Source organism: Massilia agilis, assembly GCF_024756255.1.
Classification (GTDB): domain Bacteria; phylum Pseudomonadota; class Gammaproteobacteria; order Burkholderiales; family Burkholderiaceae_D; genus Telluria; species Telluria agilis.
This window is the reverse complement of sequence record NZ_JANUHB010000002.1, coordinates 452,479-465,550: the sequence shown is the minus strand read 5'-3', so window position 1 is coordinate 465,550 and position 13,072 is coordinate 452,479. Positions and strand designations below refer to the sequence as shown.

Genomic DNA, 13,072 nt, shown 5'->3' with positions numbered 1-13,072 from the left:
ATTATGCGACACCGAACGGTGCCAACATTGCTTGCGAGACTTTTCCCCTCCAACTACCGCAAGCCTTCCCTATGGCCCGACTCTGGCAGTTCCTGACCGACAGCCGCGTGCTGGCCGTGATCGGCATTTCCGCCTTCGCGCTATTCCTGTTCCTGATCGCCGACACGTTTGAAATCGCGCTGATCTGGGCGCTGATCGCTGCGCTTGCACTGCTTGCGTGCTGGGGCGTGTTCTGGCTGGTCCGGCGCCAGTGGCGCAAGCGGGCGGCGGCCAAATTGGGCGAGAGCATCGTCGCCGCCGACGGCAACGGCCAGGGGCAGGGCAAGAGCGAGGTGGCGGTGCTGCGCAAGGCGATGCTCGAAGCGATCAACACCATCAAGACCTCCAAGCTCGGGCTCACGCGCGGCGCCGCGGCCCTCTACGAGTTGCCGTGGTACATGATCATCGGCAACCCGTCGGCCGGCAAGAGCAGCGCCATCGCGCATTCGGGCCTGACCTTCCCGATCCCGGGCAGCAAGGCCGTGCAGGGTGTGGGCGGCACCCGCAACTGCGACTGGTTCTTCACCACCGACGGCATTTTGCTCGACACCGCCGGCCGCTATTCGGTGCTCGAAGGCGACCGCACCGAGTGGTTTGGCTTTCTCGACCTGCTGCGCAAGCACCGGCGGCGCGCGCCGATCAACGGCATCCTCATCGCCGTCAGCGTGGCCGAACTGGCCACCGGCCCGGCCTACGCCTCGATGGAGCTGGCGCGCAGCCTGCGCACGCGGGTGCAGGAACTGACCGAGCGCCTGGGCGTGTACGCACCCGTGTACGTCGTCTTCACCAAGGCCGACCTGATCGCCGGCTTTTCCGACTTCTTCGAAGGCAGCGAGCGCGCCGAGCGCGACCGCGTGTGGGGCGCCACCCTGCGCTACAACCGCCGCAGCACGCCGCAGGACGTGCTGGCCTTCTTCGACCAGCAGTTCGACGAGCTGCAACAGGGCCTGAAAGAGATGAGCGTGGCCACCATGGCCGGCAACCGCAGCGCGCGCATGCGCCCCGGCGTGTTCACCTTCCCGGTGGAATTCGCGTCGCTCAAGAGCCAGCTGCGCGCCTTCCTCGCTACCCTGTTCGAGGAGAACACCTACCAGTTCAAGCCGGTGTTCCGCGGGTTCTACTTCACCAGCGCGCTGCAGGAAGGCGCGGTGCAGGACCTTGCATCCAAGCGCGTGGCCGGGCGCTTCGACCTCGAGCTGCCGCCGGCGGAGCAGGCGGGCGGAGCGCGCGAGGGCGAGCAGACCGGCTACTTCCTGCTCGACCTGTTCCGCAAGGTGATCTTCGCCGACAAGGACCTCGTCAAGCGCTACACCAGCCCGACTGTGGCGCGCCTGAAATACGGCTTGTTCTTCGCCGGCGCCATCGCGTTCGGCGTCGCGCTCGGGGGCTGGACCTGGTCATGGTCCGGCAACCGCCAGCTGATCGCCGACGTGCAAAGGGACCTGGACCGGGTGGTCAAGCTGCAAGAGCGCCGCGTTGACCTGCAATCGCGGCTGGAAGCGCTCGACATCCTGCAGGACCGCATCATGCAGCTGGCGAAGTACCGCAACGACCAGCCGCTCGCGCTCTCGTTCGGCTTGTACCAGGGCGACGAGCTCGATCGCAAGCTGCGCGACGAGTACTTTGCCGGCATGCGCGAGGTGATGGTGATGCCTGTTGCCGCCGGCCTGGAAGCCATGCTCGGCGAGATGAACGCCAACGCCGCGCAGCTGGACCCGAATTCGCAGGCCTCGCCGCCGTCGGTGCCGGGGCAGCCGTACCAGGACGTATCCCCGACCAATGTGGGCGACGCCTACAACGCGCTCAAGACCTACCTCATGTTGGGCGAAAAATCGCGCGCCGAGCCGGGCCACCTGAACGACCAGCTGACCCGCTACTGGCGCGTCTGGCTCGAGCAGAACCGCGGCGCCATGCCGCACGAGCAGATGGTGCGCAGCGCCGAGCGCCAGATGACCTTCTACGTCTCGCAGATCCACGACCAGGCCTGGCCGCAGATCACGCTCAAACTGGGCCTGCTCGACACCGCGCGCGAGAACTTGCGCCACGTGGTGCGTGGCACGCCCGCGCGCGAGCGCGTGTACGCCGACATCAAGACCCGCGCCGCGGTGCGCTTCACCGGCGTGACCGTGGCCCAGGTTGTGGGTGACCAGGACAAGGGGCTGGTCGCCGGCAGCTACGCGGTAAGCGGCGCCTTCACCCGCGAGGCCTGGGAGAAGTACGTGCAGGGCGCGATCCGCGAGGCGGCCAACAAGGACCTGCAGAGCACCGACTGGGTGCTCAAGACCTCGACCCATGACGACCTCACGCTCGAAGGCAGTCCCGAGCAGATCCAGAAGACCCTCACCGACATGTACAAGGCCGAGTACGCGAAGGAGTGGAGCAAATTCGTGCAGGGCGTGACCGTCGCCGACCTCAATGGCTTTGACGCCAGCGTGCAGGCGATGAACCGGCTGGGCGACCCGCAAACCTCGCCCATCGCCAGGCTCCTCAAGGTGATCTACGAGCAGACCACGTGGGACAACCCGGGCGTGCCGCGCGAGCTGGGCAAGGTCGAGCGCGGGGTGCTGGGGTGGTTCAAGGAAGTGGTCCTGCGCCGCGCCCCGAGCGACGCGCGCACGCTGGCCGACGCGGTCGGTCCCGTGGGGCCGGGCGGCGTGCAGCCGGGCGGGGCGCCAGCGCTGGGCGTGATCGGCCGCGAGTTCTCCGGCGTCGCGCGGCTGGTGGGCGCGCGCGAGAAGGAAGCTTCGCTCATGACCGGCTACCTCGACGCGCTTTCGCGCCTGCGCACCCGGCTGAACCAGCTGAAGAACCAGGGCGACCCCGGCCCCGGCGCCAAGCAGCTGATGCAGCAAACGCTCGAGGGCACGGGCTCGGAGCTGGCCGACGCCCTGAAATACGTGGACGAGCAGATGCTGACCGGGATGAGCGACAGCCAGAAGCAGGCGCTGCGCCCGCTGCTGGTGCGCCCGCTGGTGCAGACCTTCTCGATGATCGTGCTGCCGTCCGAGGCCGAGATCAACAAGACCTGGCAGGTACAGGTGGTCGAACCGTTCCAGAAGACGCTGGCCGGCAAGTACCCGTTCAACGCCGCCTCCAGGGTGGAAGCGACCAACGCCGAGATCGGCCAGTTCTTCGGGCCGGACGGCGTAGTGGCCAAGTTTGTCAATACGTCGATGGGACCGCTGGTGGTGCGGCGCGGCGACATGCTCACCTCGCGTACCTGGGCCGACATCGGCATCACGCTCTCGCCGCAGGTGGTGAGCGGTTTCCCCGGTTGGGTGGCGCCGCTGTCGTCCAACGGCGTGGCGGCTGGCGGCGCGCCGCAGACCGTGTTCCAGGTGCAGCCGCTGCCTGCGCCCGGCACGACCGAATACACGATCGAGATCGACGGCCAGCAGCTGCGCTACCGGAACACGCCGCCTGCATGGACCACGATGGTCCACCCCGGCCCGCAAGGCGTGAACGGGGCGCGCATCAGCGCCGTGACTTTCGACGGGCGCACCGTCGAGCTGCTGAACCAGCCGGGCGAATTCGGCCTGCAGCGCATGATCGAGGCGGCCGCCAGGAAGAACAAGGGCGACAACGTGTTCGAGCTGCGCTGGTCCGGCAACAACGTCGCCGTGGCCATCAACCTGAAGAAGGTGAGCAGCCCGGACGTGAACGGCAACGGCGAAACGCAGGCGCGCGGCTTCAAGGGCTTGCGCCTGCCGGAAATGATCGTTGGCCATGGCGCGCCCACCCCGGCCGTGGCCAGCCTGGGCGCGGGAGGCCGGTGATGCGCACGGCGACCGAACGTATCGGCTACTTCGGCAAGATCCCGGCCCGCAGCGACTTCATCAAGATGGCCTATGACGCGCCCGTGATGGGCATGCTCGACGAATGGCTGGCGCAGGTCATGAGCGCTCTGCCTGCCAACCCGCGCTGGAAGCTCGACTACGACGCCATGCCGCCGGTGAGTTTTGTCTTCGTCGGCCCGGCGCGGCACTATGCGGTGGCCGGTCACCTGGTGTCCAGCCACGACCAGTCGGGCAGGCGCTTTCCGTTCCTGATGATGCGTACCGTGGACGTGCCCGACCCGGTGGGCTTCGTCTCGCGCTCGCCGCTGGCGCTGGCGCCGCTGTGGACCTATTACGATGCGATGGCACCGCGGATCGTCGCATCCAGCGACCCCGGGCCGCTGCTGCAAGGGATCGCCGACGCCAACGTCGTACTGGGCGACGCGCAGCCCGAGCTGGCCAGCTTCCTGGCAAGCGGCACCGTCTCGTCACTGTCGGCCCTGCTCGGGTGCCAGGTCGAGCGCCTGGTGCTGGCCCTTGGCCTGGTGCTGCAGCCGGTCATGCACAGCCAGCCGGCGGCGGTGCACAAGAGCCTTGTCCTGCCGCTGCCCGAAGACGCCACGGCACGCTGCGCGGTGGCCGCCTTCTGGCTTGAACTGGCCGCGCCGTTCCTGCGCCGTGGCGGCTTTGACCTGGCCCTGTTCATGACGCGCCAGGACGGCAAGCCTGTGCTGGTGGTCGGCTTTTGCAGCGCCGTCGCCGAAGCCCTGCGCGCGATCATCGACCCGCTGGAGGCGGCCGATCAGCAGGTTGGCTTTGCCGACACCAGCTGGGTTGATGAGCAGCTCGGCCTGGACGTGGACGTGCGCGCCCTGGCCAGCTACCTCGACCAGCCGCAGCTGCCGCTCAGGCTCGCGCGCGAGCTGTTCCTGCAAACCTTCATCGGAGCCGCATCGTGAAGCCCATCCTCCTGTTCGCGGCAACGCTGCTTGCCGCCGGCGCCGCCTGCGCCCAGAACGCCTCGCCCATCGTCGTGACCGGCACCGTGGGCGACGAAGCCAGCAAGGCTTCGCTGCTGGCGCGCCTGCGCGAGGTGTACGGCGCGGCTCGGGTGGTCGACCAGCTGTCGGTGGGTAGCGTCGCCACGCCGGCCAACTGGAACGAGCACGTCCAGAAGCTGATCAGCCCCGATCTCAAGCTCATCACGCGCGGGCAGCTGAAAATCGACGGCAACAACGTCAGCCTGCGCGGCGACGTGGCCAACGAAACGCAGCGGCAACAGATCGCGGCAAGCATCGCCGAAAGCCTGAACCCCACCTACGTGGTCAACAACGGCCTGCGCGTGGCGGCTTCCGAGCAGGGCGTGCTCGACGCTGCACTGGCCAACCGCATCATCGAGTTCGAATCCGGCAAGGCGGCGCTGACCGACTCCGGTAAGGCGATCCTGGATCAGATGGCGGTGGCGCTGCAGAAGATCAAAGGGGTGCGCGTCGAGGTGATCGGCCATACCGACAACGCGGGCTCACGGGCCGGCAACCTCTCGCTGTCGCAGGCGCGGGCCGAGGCGGTCAAGAGCTACGTGGCAGGGCGCGGCATTAACCCCGACCTCATCTCGGTCTCGGGCGAAGGCCCGGACCGCCCGGTTGCCGACAACCGCACCGCCGAGGGCCGGGCGCGCAATCGCCGCATCGAGTTCAAGGTCATCCAGTAAGCCCTGGCGCGTAGGGTGGGCGGGACCGCCGAGGGCTTGTGCCCACGCGGTCGAATGCGCTGCGTGTGCACCGCGTGGGCTCTAGAGCCCACCCTACGGCAGCGTGATCGTCACGTTCGCCGCCCGCGGCGGCATCCTGACCACGTCGTTATAGCTGGACATGGTGACCTGCGTGTTGTGCGCCAGCGAGGCCCGGAACCCGATGTACGCCAGCAGTCCGGACAGCGCGAACACCGACCCCAGCACCCACAGCGACAAATCGCTGCGCAGCTTGTTGACCACCTGGTCGGGCCGCTCGGCGTGCGGCGCAAAGCCGCGCGCCTTGCCGCGCATGCGCGCGATCTCGTCGCCCAGGCGTGCCGTCAGGTAGTTCAGCTTGTCCGGCGCATCCAGCGCAAACCGCCCCTGGAACCCGAGCAGCAGGCACATGTGGAAAACCTCCAGCGCCTGCAGGTGCACCGCGCCCTTGGCGCGCAGGTCCTCCAGCCGGTTGAAGAAGTGCTCGCCCGCCAGCTGGTCGCCGAACACGCGCAGCTGCAGCGGCCGGGTCTCCCACGACTCGCGGATATCGTGCTGCGACGAGAGGATGATCTCGTCCACCGCCGCGCAAAAGGCGTACTTGGCCGCGGTGACGTCCTCGGCCGCAATGCCAAGCTGCTTGGCCTGGCGGTCCACGTCGCCCAGGAACTGCGTCATGTGGTCGGCGAAGGCTGCCTTGTCGTGCGGGCTTCCGCCGTTCTTGAGCAGGAAGAGGGCGTAAAACCCGTCGTACATCAGGTCGACCAGGTTCTGCGCGCCAGGGCCCAGCGCGGCGCGGGTCTTGTCGTGGACGGCCCGGCGTTCGATGTGATTGGTTGTGCTCATGCTGCGATCGCTATCAGTTCGAGTTTCAGGTCGCGCATCCCGGTCGGTACATAGATCGAGATCGCCTGTGCCTTCAACATGCTTTCGTAGAGGGCACCCTTGTTTTCAAGGATGAAGTAGTAGGTGTCCGGCCGGATCGGGATCGCTGCCGGCACCTGCGGCGAGTGGACCAGCTTCACGCCCGGCATGGCCGACAGCACGAATTTCTCCACGTCTTCCGGCGCGCCGATCTTGAAACGCAGCGGCACCACCTCCACCAGCTGCAGCGCCGGCATGTCGGCCGATACCGCCAGGTACAGCGCCGTCTGCGCGTTGATCTTGCCCGAGTCGAGCGCGCCCAGGTGGTAGGAAGGCCGCTCGTTGCGCAGCGCGATCGAGAAGTACTTCGACGAGATCACGGTATCGAGCAGGTTGCGCACGATCTCGTCGATGCGGGCAAAAGCGGGCCCGGGATCGGCATGCACGTAGGCTGGCAGGTCCTCGAGCTTGTAGCTGCGCGAATAGGTCATCAGTCCGCCCGCCAGCGTGAGCAGCTCCGAGAACAGGCGCTCCGGATGCAGGTCCGGGTGCGCCAGGTAGTGCGACAACGCCGCGTATCCGGTGCTGGCCGTGTGCAGCAGCCAGAACGCCGACATGTCGCCGCCGCGGATCTCGATCACGTTCTTGCTCGGTTCGCGGTGGTGGCCGTACAGCGCGTTGACCTTGGCCAGCAGCTTTTCCATCAGCCGCGCCAGCTGCGTGTGCAGCCCGGGTGCGCCCTCGATCGTGACCGCCGGCGGCGTGAACGATGGATCGACTTCGAAACCGCCCGTGGCCACGCGCCGCAGCCGCACCAGCGGAAAGCTCTCGTACGCTTCCAGCGGGTCGAGCTCGGACACCAGCCGCACGGTCTTCTTCAGGTAGCTCACCGGCGCTTCGGCCGCGCGCGTGTACAAGTCCTGGGTATCGCGTTCGTGCTGCACGTAGCGTGCGTCCGGGCTCGCGTGCACGCCGTCGGCGCAGTTCTCGCCGTGCGGCTTGAGCGCGGGCAGGGCGGCGTGATAGGTCACCGTCTGCACCGACGGCGCCAGCTCGGAAAGGCGCACCTGCAGCGGCAGGTCGTCGCTCTCCGGCGCGCGGTACACTTCGCCGTCCGGGAAGATCACCGACAGCTCGCTCACCCGCAACACGTCCGAGCGCAGCGCATCGTGGTCAACCGCCAGCCGGCGCACCCCCCACGAATACGGGTGGAGCGCGCTCGCCGTCTGGTTCAGCCTGGCTTCGTGGTAGCGGTCCTGCTGCTGGAAATGCTGGGGACGCAGGAACAGTCCCTCGCTCCATAGCACTTTCGATGGATGGTTCACGTCAGCCTCGCTCGCAGGGTTGGCTTGAAATCTCTAGCTTGAAGGAAATTGCAGCCTCCTCATTGACAGTGCACAGACGACAGCATCCTGAGCTCGGCAGCGGTGGCCCGCGCGCCCGCGCCCACCGACAGCGCGCACGCATGCAGGCCCACCGTCACGCCCTGGCGCTCGGCCTCGGCTGTCGGAAACGCCAGCCGCCAGCGCTGGGCGGCCGGCGCGTGGAACAGCGCCACCACCCCCACGTAACCGGCCTCGCGCGACACCTTCTCCGTGACCTCGTAGTGCTGGCCAGGCACCAGCGTGACCTCCTTCACCTCGATCAGGTCCGGCCCCAGCGCCTGTTTTTCGGCCGCCGGGTCGAGGAAGGCCGCCAGCGGCGCCTGCTCGAACGCCGCGTTCTGGCGCAGCTTGTAGATGCGCGCGACCAGGGCCAGCGGCTGCCCCGATTCGTCCACATTCAGCCTGGTCGCCGCATGCAGGCGCAATGCGATTGCCCGGGGCGGCTTTTGCGCATCGGGCAGCTCAGGCGGCTTGCGCAGACCGGTCGCTTCCAGCGCGGCGCCAGCAATCGAACCGATGCCGCCGCCGGCACAGCCGGCCAGCAGCAGGCACAGGGAACACAGGACATGCAGTCGCAGTTTCATGGGCATCGCCTTGCATTCGGTAAAGTTCAACGCTGACCTTAGCCGACTCTGCAAAACGGCCCGTGAGAAGGCGCAATGGTTGATATGAAAGAGCACAAAACCGACGAAATCACAGTCAATTGATGACCCGCAATTCCCTTGGGAACGCTTGCCGAATAATGGCCTCTGGTCAAAACGTACCGGAGAAAAAGTATGACCTTCCAGCGTGTCATTCCCACCCTCGTCTGTGTTGCCGTGCTGTCCGCCTGCGCAAGTGGTGGCCAGGGCTCGGGCAACGCGCCCAAGGCCCCGACCATCGCGGCCGCAATGTCCGAGGCCGACGCGGCGGTGATGGCCGGCCAGAACGACAAGGCCTACGCCATCCTCAAGACCGCCAGCAGCACCTTCCCGACCGAGAAGACCCCGTGGCAGCGCATGGCGCAGATGCGCTTTGACAGCGGCAACTACGGCGAGGCGATCGTCAACGCCCTCGAAGCGCTCGAGCGCGACCCGGACGATACGCTCGCCAACAGCATTGCCGCCGTGGCCGGTCTGCGCGTGTCGAGCAAGGCGCTGGCTGACCTGACCCAGAAGAACAACCTGTCCGGCACCGTGCGCAGCGAAGCGCAGGACCTGGCCAAGCTGCTGCGCGAGGCGCTCGGCGAGAAGGAGCTGGTGCCGTCCGCGAACACCCGCGCGATGGCGCGCGCCAAGGAGGCCGCGCGCCGCGCCAGCGTCGCCGCGCAGCCCAAGCCGGCCACCACCACCGCCGCCAGCAGCGATCCGTTCGGCGCGCTCAAGTGACCCGCCGGCCGGCGCGTGCCGGCCGCCCATTCCTGCAACCCTGGAGTCGACATGGCCAAAAGTGAAAGCGTGCAGAAGCGCCTGCAGAAAGTGCGCGCGCCGCGTGTGCAGATGACGTACGACGTCGAAATCGGCGACGCGATCGAGAACAAGGAGCTGCCCTTCGTGGTGGGCGTGGTGGGCGACTTCGGCGCCGACCCCAGCGTGGAGAAGAAGCGCCTGAAGGACCGCAACTTCGTCAACGTCGATGCCAGCAATTTCGACGAGGTGCTGGCCGGCGTGGCGCCGGTGGCCAACTTCCGCGTGCAGAACCACATGTCGCCCGAAGGTGGCGAGTTCGCGGTGCAGCTGCAGTTCAAGGAAATGGACGACTTCCGGCCCGAATCGGTGGTGCAGCAGGTGGCCCCGCTCAAGGGATTGCTGGACGCGCGCACCAAGCTGGCCGACCTGCGCAACAAGCTCGCCGGGAACGACAAGCTGGAAGACATCCTGTCCGAAGTCCTCTCCAACACCGAAAAGTTGGGCGCCCTGCGCAAACCGAACAAGGAGGAATGAGATGGCCGCCGTTCTACAAGAATCCGCCAAGCCGGCGGTCGAACTGGACACGTCGCTGCTGGACCAGATCGTCGAGCAAAGCCGGGTCGCCAAGTCGAGCAGCGAAAAGGAACGTGCGCGCGACATCATCGGCGAGCTGGTGACCCAGGTGATGGAGGGGACGGTGGTCATGTCGGCCAACCTGTCGGCCACCATCGACGCCCGCATCGCGGAGCTGGACCGCATCATCTCGGCCCAGCTCTCGTCCGTGATGCACGCGCCGGAGTTCCAGAAGCTCGAACGCAGCTGGACCGGCCTGCACTACCTGGTCAAAAACAGCACCACCAGCGCCCAACTGCAGATCCGCATGATGAACGTGACCAAGCGCGAGCTGGTCAAGGACTTCCAGTCGGCGCTCGAATTCGACCAGAGCACGATCTTCAAGAAGGTGTACGAGGAGGAGTTCGGCACCTTCGGCGGCGCCCCGTACGGCGCGCTGATCGGCGACTATGAGATCACGCGCCAGGCCGAGGACATCTACTTCCTCGAGCAGATGTCGCACGTGGCAGCCGCCGCGCATGCACCGTTCATCAGCTCCGCCGCGCCCGAGCTGTTCGGTATCGACAGCTTCGCGGAGCTGGGCAAGCCGCGCGACCTGGCCAAGGTGTTCGACACCGTCGAATACGCCAAGTGGAAGGGTTTTCGCGAGTCGGAGGATTCCCGCTACGTTGGCCTGACCCTGCCGCGCTTTTTGGGCCGGCTGCCGTACAACCCGGCCGACGGCATGACCACCGAAGGCTTCAACTACGTGGAGGACGTGGACGGCACCGACCACCAGAAGTACCTGTGGTGTAACGCCGCCTACGCCTTTGCCACCAAGCTCACCAAGGCTTTCGAGGACTACGGTTGGTGCGCGGCGATCCGCGGGGTGGAGGGCGGCGGCCTGGTCGAGAACCTGCCCACCCACACCTTCAAAACCGACGAGGGCGAAGTCGCGCTCAAGTGCCCGACCGAGCTGGCCATCACCGACCGCCGCGAAAAGGAGCTGTCGGACCTGGGCTTCATCTCGCTGGTCCACTGCAAGAACACGTCCTATGCCGCGTTCTTCGGCGCGCAGTCGGCGCAAAAGGCCAAGAAGTACGCCAATGAGGCGGCCAACGCCAACGCGGTGCTGTCCTCGCAGCTGCAGTACATCTTTGCCGTCTCGCGCATTGCCCACTACATGAAGGCCATGATGCGCGACAAGATCGGCAGCTTCGCGGCTGCCTCCAACGTGCAGGACTACCTGAACCGCTGGCTGACCCAGTACGTGCTGTTGGACGACAACGCCAGCCAGGACCAAAAGGCCCAGTTCCCGCTGCGCGAGGCCAGCGTGCAGGTTTCCGAAGTGCCGGGACGGCCGGGCGTGTACCGCGCCGTGTCCTTCCTGCGCCCGCACTTCCAGCTGGACGAGCTGTCCGTTTCGCTCCGATTGGTCGCGGAGTTGCCGCAGTCGACCAAGAACTAAACCTACTAACCTGAACCATGGAGTAAGAAATGGCAATTGACGTGTACCTGCAGATCGATGGCATCAAGGGCGAGTCGATGGACGACAAGCACAAGGACTGGATCGAGTGCAAATCGGTGTCGTGGAAGGTGTCGCAGCCGAAGTCGGCCACGGCATCGACCAGCGGCGGCCACACGGCGGAGCGCGTGGAAATGAGCGAAATCACGATCAGCAAGCTGACCGACCTGTCCACGCCGCTGCTGCTGCAGAACTGCGCGTCGGGCAAGACGATCCCGAAGGCGACCCTGCACTTCATGCGCGCGGACGGCAACGGCGAGCGCATCAAGTACTTCGAAGTGCAGCTCTCCAACGTGCTGATCGGCGACGTCAACCCGCAGGTGGGTGACGGCGAATTCATGCACGAAAACGTGGGCCTGAAGTTCTCGGCGGTGAAGTACATGTACACCCAGCAGAAGGTGGGCGGCGGCGCCGGCGGCAATACGTCCGGCGGCTGGGACCTGTCCAACAACAAGATCTACGCCTGACGCCAGGCTGTGTGCACTGACCGCGGCTCGAGGGCCGCGGTATTTTTTCGGAGGCGCGATGACGGGATTCGCACCTGGACTGCTGGATCGCCTGATGAGCGAAGGCGGGCAGGGCGGCGCTGGCACGCAGCTGACGATCGAGCAGCTCAAGGACAGCATCGCGCGTGACCTCGAAGCCCTGCTCAACACGCGTATCGCGATCCCGTCCCGACAATTCGACGAATACCCGCTCGCGCGCGCGTCGATCCTCAATTATGGACTGTCCGACTTCGCGGGCATGTGCCTGACCAGCGCCGAGGACCGCGAAGCCATCTGCGCCAGCCTGAAAGCTGCCATCGAGATCCACGAGCCGCGCCTGACCGGCGTGTCGGCATTTCTCGAACCGTCTGCCGATGGTGTGAATCGCCTCAGCTTCGTCATCCGCGCCAGGTTGCTTTCCCATCCCGACGCTGACCCGGTCAATTTCAACGCCGTGCTGCAGCCGTCGTCGCTGCGCTACTCGATCGCGAAGGGTGCGCGCCAGCGGAGCCAGCCCGAAACGTAAATATGGAGATGTCATGTCCTACGTAGCCATTAATCCCAGGAAGTTTGAGGACACCTCGGTCGGCAGTGGCCAGTGTGTCGCCTTCGTGCAGGCGGCCACACAGGTTGGGCCAACGCGAAATTGGACCCGGGGAAAGCTCGTCATGGGAGCAAACCTGCCTGTCGGTACCGCGATTGCCACATTCGATGAGCAGGGGCGATATGCGAACGACACGCACGGAAGATCTCACGCAGCCATCTACTTGGGACAAACCGCCGTCGGCATCCGGGTACTGGACCAATGGTCACACCGCAAAAAGCAACCAGATGGGACCGTGAAGGTGGTGCCGCATATGGTTCAGGAGCGCACCATATATTTTCAACCTCAAAGCCTGAAGGAGGTGGACGATGGCCGCAAGTATTACGTCATTGAGTAGTTTGGTATTTGCGGCATTGGCTGGCACGGCAATCCAATCCAGCGCCGGACCATTGATCGAGTGCCCGAAAACGCACAGTGACGGGTTCAAGACGGGCGTGCTCTACGATGCGGACGTGTTCCAGGGACCTCCAAAGAACGCCGCAAGCTTGATTCCAGACGAAGAGACATCCGAATGGGAACTTGAGGTCTACCAGCGCAACAGTGAACAGCGTGGAGAAAGCCTGCAATTGGTTTGTAGCTATTCAGGGATTAAGTCAACCGTCGCCATCGAAATTCCCCGGGCCGCTACCTTTTGCAAAGTCGAGGATACGAAGCGGGGCACAGTGGCGTTCTGCGGGAGCAGGTTGCCTGCGCCGACGAACAGCAATGGCAAAGTCCCCCTGTAG

13 protein-coding genes are annotated in these 13,072 nt (G+C 65.8%); 10 read left to right on the top strand and 3 right to left on the bottom strand.

From position 1 onward, the window contains the following. Positions 1 to 71: 71 nt before the first annotated feature. From tssM to NX774_RS09035, 3 genes are read left to right on the top strand one after another with little or no spacing between them, the layout of a single operon-like run. A complete protein-coding gene (tssM, locus tag NX774_RS09045) occupies positions 72 to 3,815 on the top strand; it encodes a type VI secretion system membrane subunit TssM (RefSeq protein WP_258821845.1) in 3,744 nt (1,247 codons plus the stop codon). Further along, positions 3,815 to 4,774 carry a type VI secretion system-associated protein TagF gene (tagF, locus tag NX774_RS09040; RefSeq protein WP_258821844.1) on the top strand — a complete coding sequence of 320 codons (960 nt, stop codon included), beginning with the start codon at positions 3,815 to 3,817 and terminating at the stop codon, positions 4,772 to 4,774. The genes tssM and tagF overlap by 1 nt, the downstream gene beginning before the upstream one ends. Continuing rightward, positions 4,771 to 5,526 (top strand): OmpA family protein, encoded by a 756-nt coding sequence (locus NX774_RS09035; protein ID WP_370660413.1) that lies wholly within the window; start codon positions 4,771 to 4,773, stop codon positions 5,524 to 5,526. The genes tagF and NX774_RS09035 overlap by 4 nt, the downstream gene beginning before the upstream one ends. Before the next feature lie 93 nt (positions 5,527 to 5,619). Here the strand turns inward: NX774_RS09035 and icmH are convergent, their stop codons facing one another. From icmH to tssJ, 3 genes are read right to left on the bottom strand one after another with little or no spacing between them, the layout of a single operon-like run. Next, positions 5,620 to 6,390 (bottom strand): type IVB secretion system protein IcmH/DotU, encoded by a 771-nt coding sequence (gene icmH / locus NX774_RS09030; protein ID WP_258821843.1) that lies wholly within the window; start codon positions 6,388 to 6,390, stop codon positions 5,620 to 5,622. After that, the gene (gene tssK, locus NX774_RS09025; protein ID WP_258821842.1) at positions 6,387 to 7,733 is read right to left on the bottom strand and encodes a type VI secretion system baseplate subunit TssK; all 1,347 of its coding nucleotides are present in this window, start codon (positions 7,731 to 7,733) and stop codon (positions 6,387 to 6,389) included. Before tssK ends, icmH begins: the two co-directional genes overlap by 4 nt. Before the next feature lie 59 nt (positions 7,734 to 7,792). After that, on the bottom strand, positions 7,793 to 8,383 hold the full coding sequence (gene tssJ / locus NX774_RS09020; protein ID WP_370660412.1) for a type VI secretion system lipoprotein TssJ: 591 nt from the start codon (positions 8,381 to 8,383) through the stop codon (positions 7,793 to 7,795). Between the two features lie 186 nt (positions 8,384 to 8,569). Between tssJ and NX774_RS09015 the strand changes: the two genes are divergently transcribed. From NX774_RS09015 to NX774_RS08985, 7 genes are read left to right on the top strand one after another with little or no spacing between them, the layout of a single operon-like run. Next, on the top strand, positions 8,570 to 9,160 hold the full coding sequence (locus tag NX774_RS09015) for a tetratricopeptide repeat protein (RefSeq protein WP_258821840.1): 591 nt from the start codon (positions 8,570 to 8,572) through the stop codon (positions 9,158 to 9,160). A 51-nt stretch (positions 9,161 to 9,211) separates the two neighbouring features. Beyond that, positions 9,212 to 9,715 carry a type VI secretion system contractile sheath small subunit gene (gene tssB / locus NX774_RS09010; protein WP_258821839.1) on the top strand — a complete coding sequence of 168 codons (504 nt, stop codon included), beginning with the start codon at positions 9,212 to 9,214 and terminating at the stop codon, positions 9,713 to 9,715. Between the two features lies 1 nt (position 9,716). Then, positions 9,717 to 11,201, top strand: a complete 1,485-nt coding sequence (tssC, locus tag NX774_RS09005) for a type VI secretion system contractile sheath large subunit (protein WP_258821838.1) — start codon at positions 9,717 to 9,719, stop codon at positions 11,199 to 11,201. 29 nt (positions 11,202 to 11,230) lie between these two features. Beyond that, complete coding sequence (locus tag NX774_RS09000) at positions 11,231 to 11,725, top strand: Hcp family type VI secretion system effector (RefSeq protein WP_258821837.1); 495 nt, start codon at positions 11,231 to 11,233, stop codon at positions 11,723 to 11,725. Positions 11,726 to 11,783: 58 nt separating this feature from the next. Next, positions 11,784 to 12,269 carry a type VI secretion system baseplate subunit TssE gene (gene tssE, locus NX774_RS08995; RefSeq protein WP_258821836.1) on the top strand — a complete coding sequence of 162 codons (486 nt, stop codon included), beginning with the start codon at positions 11,784 to 11,786 and terminating at the stop codon, positions 12,267 to 12,269. A 13-nt stretch (positions 12,270 to 12,282) separates the two neighbouring features. Beyond that, positions 12,283 to 12,684, top strand: coding sequence for a BPSL0067 family protein (locus tag NX774_RS08990; RefSeq protein WP_258821835.1), 402 nt, complete (start codon positions 12,283 to 12,285; stop codon positions 12,682 to 12,684). Next, positions 12,656 to 13,072: an STY0301 family protein gene (locus NX774_RS08985; RefSeq protein WP_258821834.1), complete on the top strand. Its 417-nt coding sequence runs from the start codon at positions 12,656 to 12,658 to the stop codon at positions 13,070 to 13,072. Before NX774_RS08990 ends, NX774_RS08985 begins: the two co-directional genes overlap by 29 nt.